20 protein-coding genes are annotated in these 19,270 nt (G+C 43.7%); 12 read left to right on the top strand and 8 right to left on the bottom strand.

Annotated elements, in window-relative coordinates:
• Window positions 1–4: 4 nt before the first annotated feature.
• Window positions 5–817 (bottom strand): glycogen/starch synthase, encoded by an 813-nt coding sequence (locus tag LAQ65_RS02130; RefSeq protein WP_224115282.1) that lies wholly within the window; start codon window positions 815–817, stop codon window positions 5–7.
• A 99-nt stretch (window positions 818–916) separates the two neighbouring features.
• Here LAQ65_RS02130 and panC point away from each other — a divergent pair, with 99 nt between their 5' ends.
• The 4 genes from panC to rfaE2 are packed head-to-tail and all read left to right on the top strand — an operon-like array spanning window position 917 to window position 3,737.
• Entirely contained in the window at window positions 917–1,771 is an 855-nt protein-coding gene (gene panC / locus LAQ65_RS02125; RefSeq protein WP_224115281.1) for a pantoate--beta-alanine ligase, read from the top strand.
• A gap of 16 nt (window positions 1,772–1,787) precedes the next feature.
• Entirely contained in the window at window positions 1,788–2,132 is a 345-nt protein-coding gene (gene panD / locus LAQ65_RS02120) for an aspartate 1-decarboxylase (protein ID WP_224115280.1), read from the top strand.
• Window positions 2,133–2,183: 51 nt separating this feature from the next.
• Entirely contained in the window at window positions 2,184–3,230 is a 1,047-nt protein-coding gene (locus LAQ65_RS02115) for a lysylphosphatidylglycerol synthase transmembrane domain-containing protein (protein WP_224115279.1), read from the top strand.
• 9 nt (window positions 3,231–3,239) lie between these two features.
• Window positions 3,240–3,737 (top strand): D-glycero-beta-D-manno-heptose 1-phosphate adenylyltransferase, encoded by a 498-nt coding sequence (gene rfaE2, locus LAQ65_RS02110; RefSeq protein ID WP_224115278.1) that lies wholly within the window; start codon window positions 3,240–3,242, stop codon window positions 3,735–3,737.
• Between the two features lie 10 nt (window positions 3,738–3,747).
• Here rfaE2 and LAQ65_RS02105 read toward each other — a convergent pair whose 3' ends face one another.
• Entirely contained in the window at window positions 3,748–4,908 is a 1,161-nt protein-coding gene (locus tag LAQ65_RS02105) for a Gfo/Idh/MocA family protein (RefSeq protein ID WP_224115277.1), read from the bottom strand.
• Window positions 4,909–5,074: 166 nt separating this feature from the next.
• On the opposite strand from LAQ65_RS02105, the gene LAQ65_RS02100 reads away from it, so the two are divergent.
• On the top strand, window positions 5,075–5,701 hold the full coding sequence (locus tag LAQ65_RS02100) for a DUF4332 domain-containing protein (RefSeq protein WP_224115276.1): 627 nt from the start codon (window positions 5,075–5,077) through the stop codon (window positions 5,699–5,701).
• A gap of 60 nt (window positions 5,702–5,761) precedes the next feature.
• Here the strand turns inward: LAQ65_RS02100 and LAQ65_RS02095 are convergent, their stop codons facing one another.
• The 3 genes from LAQ65_RS02095 to LAQ65_RS02085 form a co-directional block, all read right to left on the bottom strand.
• Complete coding sequence (locus tag LAQ65_RS02095; RefSeq protein ID WP_224115275.1) at window positions 5,762–6,397, bottom strand: DUF4294 domain-containing protein; 636 nt, start codon at window positions 6,395–6,397, stop codon at window positions 5,762–5,764.
• A gap of 72 nt (window positions 6,398–6,469) precedes the next feature.
• Window positions 6,470–8,932 carry a cytochrome c biogenesis protein CcsA gene (gene ccsA, locus LAQ65_RS02090; RefSeq protein WP_224115274.1) on the bottom strand — a complete coding sequence of 821 codons (2,463 nt, stop codon included), beginning with the start codon at window positions 8,930–8,932 and terminating at the stop codon, window positions 6,470–6,472.
• Between the two features lie 12 nt (window positions 8,933–8,944).
• Window positions 8,945–9,349, bottom strand: coding sequence for a cytochrome c maturation protein CcmE domain-containing protein (locus tag LAQ65_RS02085; RefSeq protein WP_224115273.1), 405 nt, complete (start codon window positions 9,347–9,349; stop codon window positions 8,945–8,947).
• Window positions 9,350–9,484: 135 nt separating this feature from the next.
• Here LAQ65_RS02085 and LAQ65_RS02080 point away from each other — a divergent pair, with 135 nt between their 5' ends.
• The 7 genes from LAQ65_RS02080 to LAQ65_RS02050 all read left to right on the top strand — a co-directional run bounded on the left by LAQ65_RS02080 (window position 9,485) and on the right by LAQ65_RS02050 (window position 17,334).
• On the top strand, window positions 9,485–10,525 hold the full coding sequence (locus LAQ65_RS02080; RefSeq protein ID WP_224115272.1) for an agmatinase family protein: 1,041 nt from the start codon (window positions 9,485–9,487) through the stop codon (window positions 10,523–10,525).
• A gap of 7 nt (window positions 10,526–10,532) precedes the next feature.
• Window positions 10,533–11,099 carry a hypothetical protein gene (locus LAQ65_RS02075; protein WP_224115271.1) on the top strand — a complete coding sequence of 189 codons (567 nt, stop codon included), beginning with the start codon at window positions 10,533–10,535 and terminating at the stop codon, window positions 11,097–11,099.
• Window positions 11,100–11,262: 163 nt separating this feature from the next.
• Window positions 11,263–12,801, top strand: coding sequence for a PKD domain-containing protein (locus LAQ65_RS02070; protein WP_224115270.1), 1,539 nt, complete (start codon window positions 11,263–11,265; stop codon window positions 12,799–12,801).
• Window positions 12,802–12,834: 33 nt separating this feature from the next.
• Window positions 12,835–14,130, top strand: coding sequence for a radical SAM protein (locus LAQ65_RS02065; protein ID WP_224115269.1), 1,296 nt, complete (start codon window positions 12,835–12,837; stop codon window positions 14,128–14,130).
• Entirely contained in the window at window positions 14,127–15,041 is a 915-nt protein-coding gene (locus LAQ65_RS02060; RefSeq protein ID WP_224115268.1) for a DMT family transporter, read from the top strand. Before LAQ65_RS02065 ends, LAQ65_RS02060 begins: the two co-directional genes overlap by 4 nt.
• Before the next feature lie 68 nt (window positions 15,042–15,109).
• Window positions 15,110–15,988 (top strand): hypothetical protein, encoded by an 879-nt coding sequence (locus LAQ65_RS02055; RefSeq protein ID WP_224115267.1) that lies wholly within the window; start codon window positions 15,110–15,112, stop codon window positions 15,986–15,988.
• Window positions 15,989–16,044: 56 nt separating this feature from the next.
• Window positions 16,045–17,334: a bifunctional folylpolyglutamate synthase/dihydrofolate synthase gene (locus LAQ65_RS02050; protein ID WP_224115266.1), complete on the top strand. Its 1,290-nt coding sequence runs from the start codon at window positions 16,045–16,047 to the stop codon at window positions 17,332–17,334.
• Here LAQ65_RS02050 and LAQ65_RS02045 read toward each other — a convergent pair.
• From LAQ65_RS02045 to LAQ65_RS02035, 3 genes are read right to left on the bottom strand one after another with little or no spacing between them, the layout of a single operon-like run.
• Entirely contained in the window at window positions 17,324–17,875 is a 552-nt protein-coding gene (locus LAQ65_RS02045) for an NUDIX hydrolase (RefSeq protein WP_224115265.1), read from the bottom strand. The genes LAQ65_RS02050 and LAQ65_RS02045 overlap by 11 nt on opposite strands.
• A gap of 42 nt (window positions 17,876–17,917) precedes the next feature.
• Entirely contained in the window at window positions 17,918–18,457 is a 540-nt protein-coding gene (locus LAQ65_RS02040; RefSeq protein ID WP_224115264.1) for a YfiT family bacillithiol transferase, read from the bottom strand.
• Window positions 18,458–18,494: 37 nt separating this feature from the next.
• Window positions 18,495–19,262: an ABC transporter ATP-binding protein gene (locus tag LAQ65_RS02035; RefSeq protein WP_224115263.1), complete on the bottom strand. Its 768-nt coding sequence runs from the start codon at window positions 19,260–19,262 to the stop codon at window positions 18,495–18,497.
• Window positions 19,263–19,270: the final 8 nt, after the last annotated feature.

Below are 19,270 nucleotides of genomic sequence, written 5' to 3'. Positions count from 1 at the left end.
TTCACTACTTCGCAAGGTCGGTATACAGTTGTAAATAGTCTGTTAAATCAGACTCTGCATTGTAGGCCAAAATCTTCTTGCCTTTAACTTTCGCAAATTCATCAGTAAGTTTTTTATCTACTTTTTCTGCGCCAAATGTAATCGCATCAGCATAGGTTGCCCCACCGCGGAACATTGCCAGGTTAGTTCCTTCCTTAAAGGGTTCGAGGTCCTTTTCCTTAATGTTGGCATGTATTGCAGCCTGTTTCAGGAAGTCGGGACCCATCTTTTCTTTAAAGCTATTCTGGCCAAGGGTATAGACCACTTTGCTATGACCAAATACAGGTTCTTTCTTATAAGCAGTCTTCAAATACAAGGGTATCAGGCTCGTCATCCAGCCACTGCAATGAATGATGTCTGGTGGCCAACCGAATTTTTTCACCGTTTCGAGTGCTCCTTTGCAAAAGAATATGGTACGCAAACTATTATCCTCAAACCATTCCTCTTTTTCATCATGAAAAACAAACTTGCGCTTGAAGAGGTCTTCATTATCGAGAAAATATACCTGTAACCGCGCATTCGGAAGCGAAGCCACTTTTATCTGCAGGGGGAAGTCGTCATTATCAACTGAAACATTGATACCGGATAAGCGGACTACCTCATGCAAACGATGACGGCGTTCGTTGATAGTGCCAAAACGGGGCATAATGCAACGCACTTCAAAACCATTGTCATTTGATTTAATCGCCAGCCGGTTAACGATTTCCGAAAACTCGGTTAGTTCCAGGTAAGGCGACATTTCGTTGGCAATGAATAAAATTCTTTTCTTTGTTGACATTTTATCGGTTACAATTGGTGAAAATGGAACTGAATTTTCAAACAATAAGTTTGCGAAGTTAGTATATTTTAAGACAAAACCGGCCAAAACACGCTTTTCATGATCCTAATCAAATCTGCTTCAGCATTAGTCCAGCATCTACGACAGTCATCTGCAACCGGTAAAACGATAGGGTTTGTGCCCACTATGGGCGCCCTCCACCAGGGCCATTTATCGCTGCTGGAAGCTTCAAAAAAAGGGAACAACTGTACCGTTTGCAGCATATTTATTAACCCAACCCAGTTTAACGATCCAAAGGACTTTGAAAAATACCCGGTAACCATTGATAAAGACATCGAATTATTAGAGAATCTTGGGGTTGACATCCTCTTTTTGCCCCTGGCTACTGAAATTTACCCCGACGGGACCAACAACCTGGAACAATACGACCTTGGGGTACTGGAATCTGTCCTTGAGGGCCGCTACCGGCCCGGGCATTTCCAGGGTGTATGCCAGGTAATGAACCGGCTGCTGGACATCATAAAACCCGATAACCTGTATATGGGCCAGAAAGACTACCAGCAATGTTTGGTCATCGGGAAACTTTTGAAATTAACCGGTAAGGCGACAAGTCTTCATATCTGTGAAACCCTAAGGGAAGCCGATGGATTAGCCATGAGCAGTCGCAATTTGCGGCTTAACCCGACAGAAAGAAAGCAGGCTGTGGCTATTTCTATTATCCTCAAAAGGATATGCCAATCGGCTCAGCCCGGACCATTACAACCTATTTCTTCAGCTGCTGAACAAGCCTTGTCAGAACAGGGGTTTAAAGTAGATTATGTAGCGATAGCCGATGCAGGAACGCTGGAAGTACCGGAAGAATGGGATGGCCAAACACCAATGGTAGCCCTGGCTGCAGCTTACCTGAATGAAGTAAGGCTGATCGATAATATGATAATACCGGCCATAAAATAGTTTTAAATGCAGTACAATGGATATTGAAATCCTGAAATCAAAAGTGCATCGTGCGGCAATAACAGAGGCAAACCTTAATTATATCGGGAGCCTGACCCTGGACGAAAACCTGATGGATGCAGCCAATATGATTGAATATGAAAAAATCCAGGTAGTTAATGTCAATAATGGCTCCCGTATTGAAACCTACCTGATTAAAGGGAGGCGTGGCTCCGGCGTTTGCTGCCTGAACGGACCAGCTGCACGCTCGGGTGCCACTGGTGACATTGTCATCATTATTTCATATGCCCGTATGGAATTTGAAGCCGCAAAAAAATTCCAGCCCACGGTGGTCTTTCCCAAAGAAGGTAATACATTATAAGCTACAATGCAATCTGGTAAGCTATCTTTACCATGCAAATAATTGCTTTGTATGAACAAAAAGATCAGCAGCCTTTTACAATATATATTCTTCCTGGGGCTGGGCATCTTTTTAGTCTGGTGGAGCATAGGTAAAATTGAGCACCATGACTGGCTCGAAATGAAAGCCTCAATGAAAGGTGCCAACTACTGGCTCCTGGTTCCGGTTACTGTTGCGTTATTAGTCAGTCATTTCAGCAGGGCCATCAGGTGGCGGATTTTAATGGAACCAATGGGCTATAAACCCAACATTACCAATACTTATCTTGCAGTTTTGATAGGATACCTGGCCAACCTTGCAGTTCCCCGCCTTGGCGAAGTATTGAAATGCACCCTGCTAGCCCGGTATGAAAAAATCCCCGCTGATAAACTGATAGGAACCATTGTAGCCGAAAGGGCTTTTGACCTTATTTGCCTGGTCCTAATTTTTATGATCACCATATTTTCACAAATTGATACCATCGGGCAATTCGCAGGCAATATGGTCAGGAAAATTATGCAGGGAGATAGTGGGGAAACCAATTATACCAAACTTATAATAGTTGGTTTTATATTATTAATCCTGGTTTATGCAGGCTGGTACATCCTCAAAAAATTCTCCCATAATAAATTTATCCATAAAATAAAAGAACTGGCAAAAGGCATCTGGGAAGGATTAACCAGTGTGAGGAATGTCCGGAAAAAAGGTTGGTTTTTCTTTCATTCGGCTTTTATCTGGTTCTTATACCTGGCGGCCATCAAACTGGGATTTTATGCTATGGAAGCCACCAGTATCTTTGGATGGCTCCCATCCTTTTCAGTATTATCATTAGGCAGTGTGGGCATGATCGTTACACAGGGAGGTATCGGCGCATATCCGATACTGGTCCAGGAAACAATGATGCTGTATGGATTAGGTGAAAATATTGGTAAGGCTTTTGGCTGGATATTGTGGCTGGCACAATTCTTCCTTGTGTTGTTTGCAGGCGGCCTTTCAATGTTGTTACTTCCCGTGGTTAACCGAAAAAAGGCAATTTCACCAATAACAAAAGCCGACTCTACTACCCCTAACTTTTCATAATTATTTACCATGAGAAATGCAGCCATTATTCCAAAAAAAATACATTCCCTGAACAGTTTAAAACATGCTGTTGAAGTGTGGAAGTTCCTTGGTAAGAAAATCTCTTTTACGAATGGCGTTTTTGATATACTGCACCAGGGACATATTTACTCCCTTTCCCAGGCAGCCCAGGAAGGAGATGTCCTGGTTGTAGGGGTTAATTCAGATGCTTCGGTCAAGCGCCTGAATAAAGGGCCGGAGCGGCCAATCAATGACCAGGACAGCCGCGCAATACTGTTGGCTTCAATGATCATGGTTGATGCCGTAATTATTTTTGATGAAGACACGCCTTATAACCTGATTACAACCATTTTACCGGACGTGCTTGTGAAAGGCGGTGATTACCGGGTGGAAGAAGTCGTAGGACATAAAGAAGTAATTGCCAACGGCGGACAGGTGGTGATTAACCCCATCGTAGAAGGATTTTCCACGACGGGGATAATCAGCCGGATGCGCGAAACGCATTAAAAATTGAATACTATCCTATTGAATAAGTCACCCATTTATCTGTGCTCAAATGGCTATTCACTACATTGTCAATAAAGGCCATACCCCTGATACCTTCGGTAACAGAAGGGAATTCAACGATATCTGTGTTTACAGAACCGCCATCCAGCCTTGCTGCCAGTGTTGCCGAGAAATTCCGGTACAGGTTGGCAAAAGCTTCCAGGTAACCTTCAGGGTGACCACCGGGTGTCCGCTGGTTTTGCTTTGCGATGGCACTAAGGTAACCAGAACCTGCACGATAAGTTTCAGCCGGTTTATCCAGCCATTTCACTACCAGTGAATTGGGTTCCTGCTGGTGCCATTCGATACCACCTTTCTCTCCATAGATGCGGATCGATAAATTATTTTCTTCACCGGCAGCTATCTGGGTAGCCATCAGTACACCTGTTGCCCCATTGTTGAACCTGAGCAAAACAGCCCCATCATCATCCAAAGCGCGTCCATCTACCACGGTATTAAGACTGGCGCAAAGTTCAGATACCTGTAATCCGCTTATATATTCTGAGAGGTTAAAAGCGTGGGTACCAATATCGCCCATTACCCCGCTCTTTCCGGATTTGGAAGGATCTGTGCGCCATGCAGCCTGCGCATTCCCTTCCCTTTCTGTAAGCCTGGATAACCAGCCTTGCTTGTACTCTACGTAAACTTTGCGCACCTTACCAAGGGCGCCCTTCTTAATCATTTCCTTTGCTTCCTTAACCATCGGGTAACCTGTATAAGTATGGGTAAGGCAAAGGATCAGCCCGGTTTCCTTAACTTTTTTATCCAGCGCCAGGGCCTGATCCAGGTTAAGGGTGATTGGCTTTTCGATCACTACGTGAAAGCCTTTTTCCAGGGCCATCATTGCCGGGGCAAAATGCGCGAAATTGGGGGTAACGATGGTCACGAAATCCATCCTTACTTCGGCCGGCAGTGTCGATTCTTTCTCCAGCATCTCTTCAAAAGTCGTGTATGTTCTATCTGCGGGTAGGAACAAGGAACGGCCACTCTCAAGGGCAATGTCTTTGTTAATGCTCAGGGCACCACAAACCAATTCAATTTTCCCGTCAATAAATGCTGCATGCCGGTGAATAGCTCCAATGAAGGCATCATTACCCCCACCGATCATGCCCATGCGTAGTTTTCGGTTCATTTACTTGCTTTTTTAATTTTGGAGGATGAATATACTAATTATGTAATTATTGTTTATCCACAACTGTGGAAAATCGGGAATAACTAAACGGGTTACCAATAGGCTGGCACGGTATTAAGTGCAGGATAACCTATTAACCTAAACAACCAAACCAAAAAACAAGAACATGAAAGTTAAGTTTATATTAACCCCGGAAATCGTTGGTGATGCTACTGAAGCCCTGCTGTTGGGCGATTTCAATAATTGGGATCCCAGTGAAGGAATTGGCCTGAAAGTACAGAAAGATGGCACCCTTGCTGCCGTAGTTGCCCTTGAACCGGGTAAAACTTACCAATATCGTTATTACCTGAGCGATGGCCGCTGGGTGAATGACGCCAATGCTGATCAATATGCCCACAATCCTGCCTTCCAGGTTGATAACTGTGTAATCACGGTGCCAGTTGAAGCGCCTAAAGCAGGAAAAGCTGTGAAGGCAGAAAAAGCGCCTAAAGCTGAGAAGGCACCCAAAGCGGCAAAGGGAACTAAAGCTGAAAAATCCTCTAAAGCAGACGACCTCACCAAAATTGAGGGAATTGGCAAAAAGATCGCTGAACTTTTGTTAGCAGCAGATATTACAAGTTTTGCCGCCTTGTCCAAGGCAACCCCAAAGAAACTTAAAGAGGTCCTGGAAGCTGCGGGAAACAAATTCAAAGTTCATGACCCTGCTACATGGCCTAAACAGGCAAAACTGGCCGCCGCAGACAAATGGGAAGATTTAAAAACCCTGCAAGCAAGCCTTAAAGGCGGAAAATAATCATTAATGTAAAAAAACAGGGTGGAAAATTCCACCCTGTTTTTTTACATTAATATCTCCTTACCTGTACATCCGCTCCACTTCTTTCACAATCACTTCAATTTCCTGGTCTTCATCAATGGGGTCATACGGTTGTTTCAGGCTGCTCCCAAAGAAAAAAGCAACAGTTTGCCAGAAACGGGCAGAGAAACCGCCCCTGTATTCTTTGATAATGTCGTAACAGTTATTTCCTGTTTGCCGGTTGATTAGTTTCATCAGGACTTTCCCCTGGTATACAGATAAATTGGTTAAAGGCTCGGTAAACTCCTTTTTCAGGTCCTTTTCGCGGCTCTGGATATAGGATTTGTGCTGGCTTTCCGGCATCCTTTCAAGTTTCAGGCTGATATCATTTATAATTAATCCGGCTTTCTTTGCATAAGGATAGGTTACATAAACCGCATTGCGCAACCGGGTCCACTTTTCATACCGTTTCCGCATCGCAGGCGGCATTGGCGCATTTACATAGACATACTGCATGGTTCCGGCTGGCAGGGTATCGCCCTGGAAAACATAAATAGGTACAATAATGGTGTCATTAGGGCCATAGCGCGGATCATTGGGCACAGGCGCAGGACTTTGTGCAGTAGCACATAATCCAGCCAGCAACAGGCTCAAAAAAGCCAATAAGGGGAATATTTTAATGGGTCGGTTGGTCATGTACTAATTAAAGGTCCTGCATTTAATGCCAATTAAGACAGAAGAGTAACCCAAAAAGCTGTTACCGGAATCCTAATTTTTATTTTCAGCAACAACAGCTTTTAACCGACCCTGCCTTGAACGATAGAAAATGCTCATGACAAACCCCGCTACCATTATAAGGATACCGATCCACAATATATTGATATGCGGAAATTCGTACACTTTAAGGGCAACAAACGGGACCATCCTGCTACTTTCTTTAACCTGGATTTCAATCTGCTGGTTCTCCATCACTTTACTGAAACCCACCGCCAGGTTTTGTGCATAAACAGTATCCAGACTGAACCTGGCAAGGTTGTCTTCCACATAAAATACCGGACGCGCCTTATAACTTGTACCTTCTTTTGAAAATACCGTGAGGTCAGCCATCAAAGCGGTATCAGAAGGTGTGAAATGATATTTATCATTCACAGGGTTTGGCACCACTTTATTCAACACAATAAATCCATTGGAATAAAATACGGTGTCATTTACTCTCATCAGGTGGTTTTTAAACTGCGCCGTATCCTCCCTCCGGTCCATATTATCTGCATAACTGATATAGCTGAAAATATCCTTATCCCAGTAATGTTTTGAATCGGGGTTATTCGAAAAGTTTTCCTGCCCCTTGGTATTGCGGATCAGGTTAGGATAAAGGTCAAATTCCGAAGAACTGTCTTTGGCTACCATATGGATTTTGTAATAAATAATATTCCCGGTTTTATTAACAGAATCACTGTTTAAAAAAGTAGTTGTGTACTTGCCCATATCGGTTGGCACGCCTTTGATAAGGGTCAGGTTCTCCATCGGTTTTTCCTTTGAACGCTCATCCCACCTTAAGTTGATACCCGTTGAATTGACCGACAACACTTTGCGGTTTGATGCAGATATAGTAATGCCTATCAGCATCAGCCCAAATCCCACGTGCGCAACAGAAGCCCCTGCGGATTTAATTTTGCCATTTAATCCAGACCAGATATAACCAGCATTCGCCACCACAGAATAAATGCTTGCAAACAATGCAAGGTATAGCGCACCCAGGAAGCCCGGACCTTTTTTATCGTATTCAATGCCACTCACCCAAAAGAAAATAAGGGTTACGACGGCGGCAAGGATAGTTGGGATTAAAATCTTTTTCACCCAAAAATCGCGGCTCGTTTTTTTATATTTAAGGTATTGGGTAATAGCCGATAAAAAAGCGATGACCACAGCCACGAATACCTGTATCTTATTGTATGAAAATTCAACATCTTCCGGGGCAGCAGTTGTTTTGCCTGTGATCTTATTGTAAATCGGGTTAAAGGAGGTTTGCCAGGTGATCACAGCAGCACTAAGGAATAAAACCAGGGCGCCAATAAACATCCAGAATTCACGGGAGGAAGTTTCTTCTTCTTTCAAAATATGTGGAATCTGCTTGTAGCGAACCCCGAATAATGCCAGTGCGGGTAGTAAAAAGATGAATTGGAAAATGAGCAGTTGTGCATTCATTCCCTCGCCTGTAAAAGCATGTACGGAACTATCGCCCAAAACACCACTGCGGGTCAAAAAAGTAGAATATAAAACAAGGGAAAAACTTAAGATAAAAAACACATTGGTTGCCCTGAGGGAATGACCGGTAGCGTTATAAACTACCTGGGTATGTAATCCGGCAACCAGCACCAGCCAGGGTACCAGCGAGGCATTTTCAACAGGGTCCCAGGCCCAGAAACCGCCGAAGGTCAGTGACTCATAAGCCCATGCTGCACCCATCATGATGCCCAGTCCAAGTACGCCACCAGAAAACAGGGTATAGGGAAGCGCCTGTTTTGTCCAGCCACCAAAATCCTTCTTCCATAACCCGGCAATGGCATAGGCGAACGGGACTATGGTAGACGCAAATCCCATGAATAATACGGGTGGATGGATAACCATCCAGTAATTCTGCAATAATTGGTTAAGGCCCTGGCCATCCCGCATTTGCGGCAGGCTTAAATAATCTGCCCGGGCAAAGACCGGTGCATCCTGGAACATATCGCGCACCAATAAAAAGGGGTTGCTGCCTATTTTAACTGAGCCTATATACAAGCCCAGGATCATTGTTGCAAGGCAAAACTGGGCGAAAGAAATAACCGTTAGTACCGGCGCTTCCCATTTACCCGCCCTGAAAATTAAAATAACACCTAAAACAGCATGCCAGCAGGTCCACAAAAGGAAACTACCCTCCTGTCCTTCCCAGATACAGCTCAGCAGGTACTTTGTATTCAGTGAAAGGTTGCTATGGTTCCATGCGTAGAAATATTCGAACAAATGGGAAGAAATGATATAATACAATAGTCCGAAAACAGCAAAAACGGAGAAGAAGTCTAACCCAAAGGCAATACGGGCAAGTTTTTTCCAGGCCCTTTCATCATTGGGGTCGATGGCATTGGTCGCTTTGGCATAAGCAATTGTCGCAACCAAAGAGGAAACAAGCGCCAGTACTACAAAAAAATGACCCAGTTGCCCGGGCAATAAATGTTCACCAATATATTTCATAGGTAAGGCACATTAATTAGCGGTGAGATTTTTCTTGTTTGCATTAACATCGTCCTTGTATTTCGAAGGGCATTTCATCAGTATTTCCTTACACTCGAACTCACCAGCCTTCATACTGCCTTTCAATACCAGCCTTTCGCTTTTTTCAAAATCGGTGGGCTTGGCATTATGGTACACTACAACAGTAGTCTGACCCAAAGTATCAACTGCGGTAAAGCGCAGGTAATTAGGGTTTTTTACGGCATCATACTCCAATGGCCTGGTTTTATCCAGTTTGGCGATCAGGTGCACGTACTTTCCCTCTTTTTCCCTGGCTGAGGCTACGGTATCATAGGTTGTAAGGTCGCCCATGAAACTGATAAGCACGGCAATAGCTATTGCGATGAATATCAGTATGATAATATGTGTTTTCTTCATGATTTTAAAGTATACCCGCGCAAAGTTAGTCCAATTTATTATCCACCCCCCATTTGTTTAATCTGCGGCCAATTTCTATTTATTTTGCATCTAGCCCAGGCTAACCTAACTTGCGTCCGTTTTCAATTCATATATATGGAGCTCTCACAATATGATGCCAACAGTCTTGGTAACCCGAATTTCAACTTATTTGGACTTCCCATAACTGAAGAAGAAGCCCGCCTGGTAATTGTTCCCGTACCCTGGGAGGTTACTGTAAGTTACAACGCCGGAACGGCAAGGGCCGCTGATAATATACTGAAAGCCAGCCGCCAGGTTGACCTCTATGATACGCAATACCATGACCTTTGGCGCAAGGGTTTTTTCCTCAGGGAGGTAGATAAAAAGATTTTGTTAAAAAGTGATTACCTGCGCAAAGAGGCCGAATTGTACATCGATTATATTTCCTCAGGTGAGCAGGTTGAGAAAAATAATTTCATGTGCCGCTCCCTGAAGGAGATTAATGAAGGCAGCAATTTCATGAACAACTGGGTACATACCCAAACAAAGGAACTGATCGAAAAAGGAAAACTGGTGGCTTTACTTGGTGGTGACCACAGCACACCGTTCGGTTTTATCAAAGCCCTCGGTGAAAAATATGAAAGCTTTGGAATTTTACAGATCGATGCACATTGTGACCTCCGCAAAGCGTATGAAGACTTTAAATATTCCCATGCCAGTATCATTTACAACGTGCTGGAAGAAATTGCGGCTGTTGAAAAAGTTGTGCAGGTAGGTGTTCGCGATTTTTGTGATGAGGAAATGGATTATATCAATAACAGTAATGGTAAGGTTGTAACTTTTTTCGATCACGACATCCAGGAAAAGCTCTATGAAGGCCAGAACTGGAGACAGATCTGTGATGAAATAATCAGCACATTGCCGCAGCAGGTTTATATCAGTTTTGATATCGATGGACTGGATCCGAAACTTTGCCCGAATACCGGAACTCCGGTAGCAGGCGGATTTGAAGCAGAACAGGTATTTTACCTTTTCAAAAAAGTTATGGAAAGCGGCCGCCGCATCATTGCATTCGACCTGAATGAAGTTGGCGTAGGCGATAATGACTGGGATGCCAATGTAGGAGCCCGCGTCCTTTACAAAATGTGCAATATGTTAACTGCCAGCAACAACTGATCATTGAATGGTATACCAGTATGTAGTTACGTTACAAAATAATTCCCGTCGCCTGGTTGACCGGTTCAGCCTTTTACTGTGCAGCGCTTCAGCATTTATTTTCCTGGTACACTATTTAACTGCCTCAGATAAACGACTCATCCACCTTATGGGGGCATTATTATTGCTGGTTCTGACCGTGTTCAATGCCTATAAATCCTTCTGGCTCAAACTGCCTGTTTTTTACAATTACCATTTATACATCACTGCACTGATCTGGGCCAGTATGCCATTTTACCCCTGGCTGAGTGGCTTATTCCTGGTAATGGGCCTATTGGAAAGGCAGGCGAAGAAAAACCTGGAAATAGGTTTTTCTGATGATCGCATAGTGTTTAATAGTTTCCCGAGGAAACAATTCCAGTGGTCAGATTTTTCTAATATTGTTTTGCGCGATAACCTGCTCACCCTCGATTTTTCCAACAACAAACTTTTTCAACGGGAAACTATTGATGAGGAAGGTGATGCCGATGAAGATGAGTTTAATGAATACTGCCGGCAACAATTTCTGAGGCTGGAAAACAATAAAGCGGATTAATCCTTTTTATATTAATTAGCGCAAACTATACCACAAATTTGCTGTTTCTATTCAGGTAATCCGATATAGTAATATTTCACATATTGGAAATAATTTCTTAAATTCAAATAGAATCGACTTGTGATAAAGGGGGGTTAACACACTTATTTTCCCAATTTGTTCTATGTCCCGAAGTAGGCAAAATCAGGTTCTAAGACTGGCATTATTTTCCTTACTGCTGGTTTCCTGCATAAAAGAATATAGTATAGAAAACCTTGTACACAACCAGGTTCCCAACGCAAACGCCGGGGAAGACATTACCCTTACTTCTACCTACGCCAATCCAGGGCCCATTTCGTCAGCCCCGTCTTTTTGTACAGGGGGCAAAGACACGGTTCAATTGAATGCCTCTTCCTCTTCTGATCCCGATGGATCAATCGTATCCTTTCAATGGCGTTTTTTAAACAACTTTCCAGCCAATACGGGTATAGATCCAATTTTATTAAACGCTAACCAGGAAATCTCCACTGTTATCCTTAACCAGCCTGGCGATTATTGGTTTAGCCTTACCATCACCGATAACTTAGGAGCGACAGATTTAGATACTGTAAAAATTTCTTCCCTTCCATCTAATGCATCCGTTCAATTATTGAACCCTGTTTACCTGGGTACAATTAAAGAATCAAATGTTAGGGATATGGTTGTTGCCGGAAATAAGCTTTTTATCCAATACGTGGTGGAAGTCCCAGGTATTTCTTCGCAAGTAGCTTCAACAGATAGAATTAGGATATTTGATTTTGATTCGAAAACCTGGTCAGATTTACCCTTGTCCGCAGAAAGGCGGAATTTAAGTATGGTCAGCGCAGGTAATAAGGTATTTTTTAGTGGCGGGTCAATTTTTAATACACAACTTCAAGATAGTAGAGCCTATAACAAAATAGATATTTTTGATATCAACACTGGCCAATGGAATTACATCGAATTACCTGCCTATTTTCTTGTAAGGGCTTCTATAGTTGTCGATAATAAGATCATATTTTCAGGCAGTAAATTCGAAAATGCATACAGTGAAACAGGCAATATGGTCGAAATCCTTGATCTGGATTCCAAAACCTGGACGCATACAAAAATGAGCCAGGACAGGGTTACTAAGTATATCGTTGCTGCTGGAAATGAAGTATTTTTTGCTGGAGGCATCCAGGAACAATTGCCGGAATCTAAAGTCGTTGATATCTACAATCTGGAAACAAATACCTGGCGTGTTTCAACTTTTAAGACAACCGGCATATATCCAAAAGGGGTTGCTTTTGATAATCAAATCTACTGGGTGAATACTGCAAATAAATATTCAAAAAACAACCCGATAGAGGTTTGGGACATAAATACAGGAAACTCGCAATTTATTTGCCTTGGAGATGGATTAAACAACCTGTATAAATACAACCAGCAACTCCTGGTTTCCAGGAATATGTCCAGGTTTAATGATGAAAACACAAATTATTTAAACATTGAATTATTCAAATACGCTCCTGAAAAAAACAGTTGGACATTAGGTGGCTTTCCAAATAGCGGTAAAACTATTGGTGGAATAGGGACAATTTTTGGGCCTCCCGGCCAACAAAGAATTATAGGTGTTGGATATAATGAATATCCAAATGTATTCATGGACTATAGTTGGCAAAACAAACTATTTGATCAAGAATTCTGGGAGATTTCATTCTGACATGCAAATGCCACTATTTCCTACCTTTGCCCGATGTTAGCACATACCCCCTATCTCCTTTATTCAGACGGTAAAGGGAATATTTTCGAAGATGAAACCCTGTTCGCGACCGGAAGGAGTGGCTGGGATGTTTATCCTGTTCCCGAGGAAGACTGGATCGTATTGCCCGACGGCGGCAACCTCTATGAATTGCCTGGCAGGAAAGGTATTGGCATAGATGTAGAAACAGGAGAAATGCGGCTCTGTGAGAAAGGCTGGGCTGTAGCCGCATTCATTCCGCCGGCACATACCGGCTTATTCATTGCTGCCTATGAAACAGAACCCAACGCACCTACCCTCCCTTTGTTTTGTTATACCGCCGCCGGCTGGGTGGATGGCCAGTTCGTGGTACCTGCCGTTCGTATTGAATCTGATATCCGCCAGGAATGCAGTGGCTACGACGACAAGATCATCGAAAGCGGTGTAAGCAAGATGCTGAAAGCCTATCCGCATAACCGACTTGTAAAACACCTGGCTGAGAATTGTTGCAATACTTATCATTGTCCGGCTGCGCGTAATTATTTCATGGGCCGTTGGGAATGCCCGGTACCCGCCTCTCCTGCCTGTAATGCCAACTGTGTTGGTTGTATTTCCCTGCAGCCCGATGAAGAACCCATCGTGTCTACACAAGACCGCTTAAGCTTTAAGCCATCACCGGAAGAAATTGTAGAGTATACGGTCCCGCACCTGGAGACAGCACCATATCCCCTGATAAGTTTTGGGCAGGGTTGTGAAGGGGAACCTTTACTGATGTGGGAAACCATAAGGGAAGCGATTAAGGAAATCAGGAAGCATACCAGCAAGGGAAGCATTAATATCAATACAAACGGATCCAAACCAGATGCCGTAAAAGCATTGAGGGAAGCGGGTTTGGATAGTATACGCGTTAGCACCAATTCTGCCAGGCGGGAAGTTTACATGCCTTACTACCGACCGAATAATTATGATTTTGACGATATCATCGAAAGCTTAAAAGTAATGCGCAATATGGGTGGGTGGACCTCCATCAATTATTTTGTTTTTCCTGGGATGACAGATAGTATTGCAGAATATGAAGCATTGCGAAAGCTAATAATTGATACGGACCTTTGCATGATCCAGTGGCGGAATTTCAATATTGATCCCGATTGGTACCTGGGTAAAATCGGTGCTGCAGATACCGGTGAATGCATGGGTGTAAAACAACTGATGGAATTGATCAGGGAAGAATTTCCGCACCTGAAATTCGGGTATTTCAACCCGCCAATGGAAAGGATAAAAGGGAACTTCGAACTTGATTTTGCCCATTGAGCAGTATAACTAAAAATGCCGGAACCTGGACGGGCATTGCATTAGCCGTCCTCGCAACCATTATATGGAGTGGTAATTTCGTTATTGCAAGGGCTGTCATTCACGAAATACCGCCAATAGCCCTTGCATTTTTCAGGTGGCTAACTGCTACTGTTTGTATATTACCCCTGGCCTGGAATGAATTACGGCGGGAATGGCCTGTTGTAAAAAAACAATTCCCCTATTTTTTATTGACAGGCTTAATGGGTGTAAGCCTTTTCAATACGCTGGTATACATTGCAGGGCATTATTCCCCTGCCATCAACCTGGCCCTGATTGGAACGACATCCTCACCCATTATGGCCATTATTTTGGCGCGTATTATCCTGAAAGAAAAAGTAACCTGGCTGCGGGTAACCGGACTTAGTATATGCGTTACCGGTATACTTTATCTTTTGTCGAAGGGAAGCCTGGAAAACCTCATGGGATTGCAGTTTTCCCATGGTGATGTCTGGGTATTGCTGGGTGCACTGGCATTTGCCATATATAATATCCTGGTTCGGAAAAAACCGACAGGCATAAGCGCAAGAGCTTTTCTTTTTGTTGTATTTGGTTTAGGCACATTACTGATTTTCCCCGCCTGGTTATGGGAGAATTCGTATTCCGCACCTATTGCATGGAATGGCAATTTAGTAGCCGTGATATTGTACCTGGGTTTGGGTACTTCCGTCATTTCATTTTTGTGCTGGAATGAAGCTATTGCGCAATTAGGCGCAGCCCGCACAGCCCTCTTCGGCAACCTGATCCCTGTTTTCAGCACCCTGGAAGCGGTATGGTTGTTGCAGGAAAAAATCACCTTTTTCCATATCATAAGTGGTTTGATGGTAATTACAGGATTAGCAATTGCAAACCTATCCACAAAAAGGAAATGATTTTAACAAATTAGCGGCATGAAATTGAACAGTTAACCCGTTATTTGTAATCAGAGAACCTATTTATTATGACCGCCGATTTTGAAGTACAGAAAAATATCCGCGCTGGTAGTTACACTGCCGGTGTAATTGGAATGCTGTTACTTATACTTTTTTTGGTGAAATGGTCCTTGCCGGTGGTACCACCGCCGCCAATGGAGGAGGGTATCGAGGTAAACCTTGGCAACAGTGATAAAGGTTTTGGAGATGATCAACCGATGTCGCCTGAAAAACCTGCGCCGGCTGAACAGCCCAAATATTCGCCACCTAAAGCAGCTGCAGTGGTGGCTGCAAACAACCGTGATGTTGAAACTGATGACCGCGATAATGATGCTCCGGCTGTAAAGAAGCCGGTAGTTGTTAAACCAAATGCTACTAAAATTCCCGTGAAAGAAGAGGCTGTTAAGCCCAAATCCAATCCTCCAACGCCCGTTGTTAATCCAGTTCCCGCCCCACCCAAACCGAAAGCCGTATTTAAAGGAGTCAGTGGAAATGGCGCCGGAGGAAATGAAGCCGACAGCTATAAAAAAGGTGGCAACCAGGGCATTGCCGGCGGATCAGGCGACCAGGGCAAACCAGGCGGTAATCCTGATTCAAAAAATTATGAAGGCAATGGCGGAACCGGAAGTTCCGGCGTTAGTATTTCCCGCGGGTTAAGCGGCCGCAACATTGTACGATTCCCTTCTTTTGAAGATGATTTCAACGAAAATGCAAAAGTCGCCGTTGACATTAAGGTAGACGCAACAGGTAAAGTTCTCTCCGCCGTTTTCCAACCCCGCGGCTCAACAACTTCTGATGCCAACCTAAAAGCTATTGCCATCAGGAAAGCCATGCAGCTGAAACTGAATGCCAGCGGTGATGATGAACAAATTGGCACCATTACCTTCAACTTCAGGCTGAAGAACTAACCATATTCAAAATAGCTGGTTAGGCTAATTTACCCGCATCAATTAGTTTTGCCGGGATGAATTACCAAGAAACCATCCATTACCTGTTCACGCGCTTGCCCATGTTTTCCAAAATCGGGACCAGCGCTTACAAAAAAGACCTGCATAATATCAGGATACTTGAACAGGCAAATGATAACCCCCACAGGAAATTTAAAACCATCCATATAGCCGGCACAAATGGCAAAGGTTCAACCAGCCACATGCTTGCGGCAATACTGCAGGAAGCAGGCTATAAAACCGGTTTATATACTTCCCCCCACCTGAAAGATTTTCGGGAAAGGATCAGGATTAATGGTGAAATGATACCACCCGACGTAGTGGTTGCTTTCACAGAAAAAATGCAAACAGTTATCCCGGTTATTGAACCTTCTTTTTTCGAGATTACCGTGGCTATGGCTTTTGAGTGGTTTGCCTTGCAGGAAGTTAATATTGCTGTTGTGGAAGTTGGACTTGGCGGGCGCCTTGACAGTACCAATATAATCACTCCCGAAATTTCCGTAATTACAAACATAGGTTGGGACCATATGAATATCCTGGGCGATTCACTGGAAAAAATTGCCACAGAAAAAGCAGGGATTATCAAGGAAGGTATCCCGGTTGTAATTGGAGAAACAATCCCTGAAACAAAAAAGGTATTCCAGAAAGCTTCACTTGAAAAAAATGCGCCGATCTATTATGCAAATGAACTCCAGCAGGTAATTAGCTGGGAACAGAGGGAACATCTGCTTAGTGTCACTATACAGGAAGCAGCGCACCTGGATGCACACCAATACCTTCTGGATCTCAACGGTTTTTACCAGGCAAAAAATATTGGGGCTGTCCTGCAAACAATAAGGCTATTGCAACAAAAGGGCTATATAATCCCGGAAACTGCCATAAGCGCCGGACTGGCACATACCCGTAAACTAACGGGACTGCATGGCCGCTGGGAGCAGATAAGTGACCACCCAAGGGTTATACTTGATGTTGGCCATAATGAAGATGGCATTAAAGCCATATGTGAACAACTTGAACTTACAAACTATAACCACTTGCATATCGTTATGGGGATAGTAAAAGATAAAGACATCAGTAAAGTATTGTCCTTATTACCACAACGGGCAACCTATTATTTTACGCAAGCCTCGATCCCACGGGCACTTCCTGCTGAACAGCTGCAGACCATGGCGGCCGGAGCCGGACTGACCGGTAAAATTTTCAAGGATGTAAACTCGGCATTAAAGGCCGCAAAAAATGCGGCCAGTGACAAAGACCTGGTTTTGGTTTGCGGAAGTGTTTTTGTAGTGGGCGAAGTTAACCGGTAAATGACAGTTTGCCCATTTTCAACAAGGCGAAGAAAATGCAATTCACATGCAGGGATTGCTTAATTTCCTGGTGCATGAGCATCTCTGTTAATTCTTCCAGGGTAATCTCAACAACTTCAATTTCCTCATTGTGGTCCAGTTGTTGTTCCCGGGCTTTTACGCCTCCCTTTGCCAGGTACAATTCAGTATAATTGTTCAGCACGCCAGGGTTTGCTGCTACCCTGCCCAGGTATTCAATTTCCTCAAAATCATAACCGGTCTCTTCCATTAATTCCCTTTTCATACCGGTTGAAAAATCTTCGCCGGGGTCAATAAAGCCGCCGGGAGTTTCCAGGATCACTTCCCCAATCGGATGCCTGTACTGCTTTACCATCAGCACTTTGTTTTCTGCAGTCAGGGCCAATGCTGTAGCAGATGTAGGCAACTCCACTACAAAATAGGGATCCACGATAGTTCCGTCCTCACGCTGGCAGCGATCCCGGCGGGCAGTAAAATAAATATGGTTGCTGATGTATTCGGAGGATAGTGTTTTCCAGAACATGCGGTGAATCGTAATTCGTGAATGTTAAATGGGGAATGGGGACTACCAGCCCATGCGCTCCCTAAGTGATGTAATGTGGGCAGTATGGTGTTTGCCATGCCAGGCATACATTCCTAATAAGTGCCAGAGGGTCATCTTTTTATTATGCTGGGGATGGACAACAGACATTGATTGCAATTCATCTGCCGTTAGCACTTTAATGCAGCTATACCAGCGCGCATGCAATGCATGCAATAATGTAAATGATATATTGACGGGCAATTCATGCACATCATTCAGTTCAGCCCAGGCTTTTTCATCGTAGGGTTTAATAGTCGGACTATCTTCTGTCATAGCCAGTTTGAAGCGGATCATGGCATTAGAATGACTATCCGCAACATGATGAATGACCTGCTTAATAGTCCAGCCACCATTCCTGTAAGGCGTTAGCAATTGGGCCTCATCGAGGTTTAATACTGCATTCTCCAGCAATTGGGGTAAGTACCGGATATCATTCAGCCAGGTTTGGTGTAGTGTGGCTGAATACGGTTGGGGTTCATACTTTCCGATGGGATAACTGGGGTCAATGGCTGAATTACTCATTGGCATAATTTATAAACTGAAAATAAAATTAAATCTGCTATTCACCATTTCTCAAATGATGACCGGTAAGTTGAATAAATACATCTTCCAGGTTAGCCTGCTTCATTTCTTTCGGCCTCTCAAAACCACTTGCCACAAGTTGATCAATTAGTTTATCGGGACTATCCAGGGCTATGATCCTCCCATTGTCTATAATTGCCACCCGGTCGCACAAGACCTCGGCCTCGTCCATATAATGGGTGGTCAGGATAACAGTTGTTCCTTTATTACGAATGGCTGAAATCAGGTCCCACAGGCTTCTTCTCGCCTGTGGATCCAGCCCGGTGGTTGGCTCATCAAGAAATATAATCCTGGGTTCATTAATCAGGGTTGTAGCAACTGAAAACCGCTGCTTTTGTCCGCCACTCAGGTTTTTAAATTTAGCTTTTGCCTTATCCTGCAAATTAACAAGGCCAAGTAATTTACCAGGATCTACATTTCGGTTATACAATCCAGCGAACAATTCAATTAATTGTGTCAGGTTCAATCCGGGGTAATAACCAGAAGCCTGTAGCTGAACACCAATTATCTTTTTAATGGATTCCGGGGCTGTGTCCAGGTCAAAGCCATCTACGATCACTTTACCACTTGTCTTCTCCCTTAAAGTTTCAATAATCTCAAGGGTTGTAGATTTTCCGGCACCATTCGGTCCTAATAAACCGAAGATCTCACCAGGATAAACTTCGAAATTGAGGCCTTTTACAGCTTCAAAATTGCCATATTTTTTAACCAGGTTGATAACCGATATGATTGGGCGTTCTTGCATAGGCCCAC

The sequence above is a fragment of the Flavihumibacter profundi genome (genome assembly GCF_020076305.1).
Classification (GTDB): Bacteria; Bacteroidota; Bacteroidia; order Chitinophagales; family Chitinophagaceae; genus Flavihumibacter; species Flavihumibacter profundi.
This window is presented reverse-complemented; position numbering and strand designations above follow the sequence as displayed.

Excerpts from the sequence above, each read along its gene's own strand:
- LAQ65_RS02130 (WP_224115282.1), bottom strand. The coding sequence starts at position 817 with ATGTCAACAAAGAAAAGAATTTTATTCATTGCCAACGAAATGTCGCCT.
- panC (WP_224115281.1), top strand. The coding sequence starts at position 917 with ATGATCCTAATCAAATCTGCTTCAGCATTAGTCCAGCATCTACGACAG.
- panD (WP_224115280.1), top strand. The coding sequence starts at position 1,788 with ATGGATATTGAAATCCTGAAATCAAAAGTGCATCGTGCGGCAATAACA.
- LAQ65_RS02115 (WP_224115279.1), top strand. The coding sequence starts at position 2,184 with ATGAACAAAAAGATCAGCAGCCTTTTACAATATATATTCTTCCTGGGG.
- rfaE2 (WP_224115278.1), top strand. The coding sequence starts at position 3,240 with ATGAGAAATGCAGCCATTATTCCAAAAAAAATACATTCCCTGAACAGT.
- LAQ65_RS02105 (WP_224115277.1), bottom strand. The coding sequence starts at position 4,908 with ATGAACCGAAAACTACGCATGGGCATGATCGGTGGGGGTAATGATGCC.
- LAQ65_RS02100 (WP_224115276.1), top strand. The coding sequence starts at position 5,075 with ATGAAAGTTAAGTTTATATTAACCCCGGAAATCGTTGGTGATGCTACT.
- LAQ65_RS02095 (WP_224115275.1), bottom strand. The coding sequence starts at position 6,397 with ATGACCAACCGACCCATTAAAATATTCCCCTTATTGGCTTTTTTGAGC.
- ccsA (WP_224115274.1), bottom strand. The coding sequence starts at position 8,932 with ATGAAATATATTGGTGAACATTTATTGCCCGGGCAACTGGGTCATTTT.
- LAQ65_RS02085 (WP_224115273.1), bottom strand. The coding sequence starts at position 9,349 with ATGAAGAAAACACATATTATCATACTGATATTCATCGCAATAGCTATT.
- LAQ65_RS02080 (WP_224115272.1), top strand. The coding sequence starts at position 9,485 with ATGGAGCTCTCACAATATGATGCCAACAGTCTTGGTAACCCGAATTTC.
- LAQ65_RS02075 (WP_224115271.1), top strand. The coding sequence starts at position 10,533 with ATGGTATACCAGTATGTAGTTACGTTACAAAATAATTCCCGTCGCCTG.
- LAQ65_RS02070 (WP_224115270.1), top strand. The coding sequence starts at position 11,263 with ATGTCCCGAAGTAGGCAAAATCAGGTTCTAAGACTGGCATTATTTTCC.
- LAQ65_RS02065 (WP_224115269.1), top strand. The coding sequence starts at position 12,835 with ATGTTAGCACATACCCCCTATCTCCTTTATTCAGACGGTAAAGGGAAT.
- LAQ65_RS02055 (WP_224115267.1), top strand. The coding sequence starts at position 15,110 with ATGACCGCCGATTTTGAAGTACAGAAAAATATCCGCGCTGGTAGTTAC.
- LAQ65_RS02050 (WP_224115266.1), top strand. The coding sequence starts at position 16,045 with ATGAATTACCAAGAAACCATCCATTACCTGTTCACGCGCTTGCCCATG.
- LAQ65_RS02045 (WP_224115265.1), bottom strand. The coding sequence starts at position 17,875 with ATGTTCTGGAAAACACTATCCTCCGAATACATCAGCAACCATATTTAT.
- LAQ65_RS02040 (WP_224115264.1), bottom strand. The coding sequence starts at position 18,457 with ATGAGTAATTCAGCCATTGACCCCAGTTATCCCATCGGAAAGTATGAA.
- LAQ65_RS02035 (WP_224115263.1), bottom strand. The coding sequence starts at position 19,262 with ATGCAAGAACGCCCAATCATATCGGTTATCAACCTGGTTAAAAAATAT.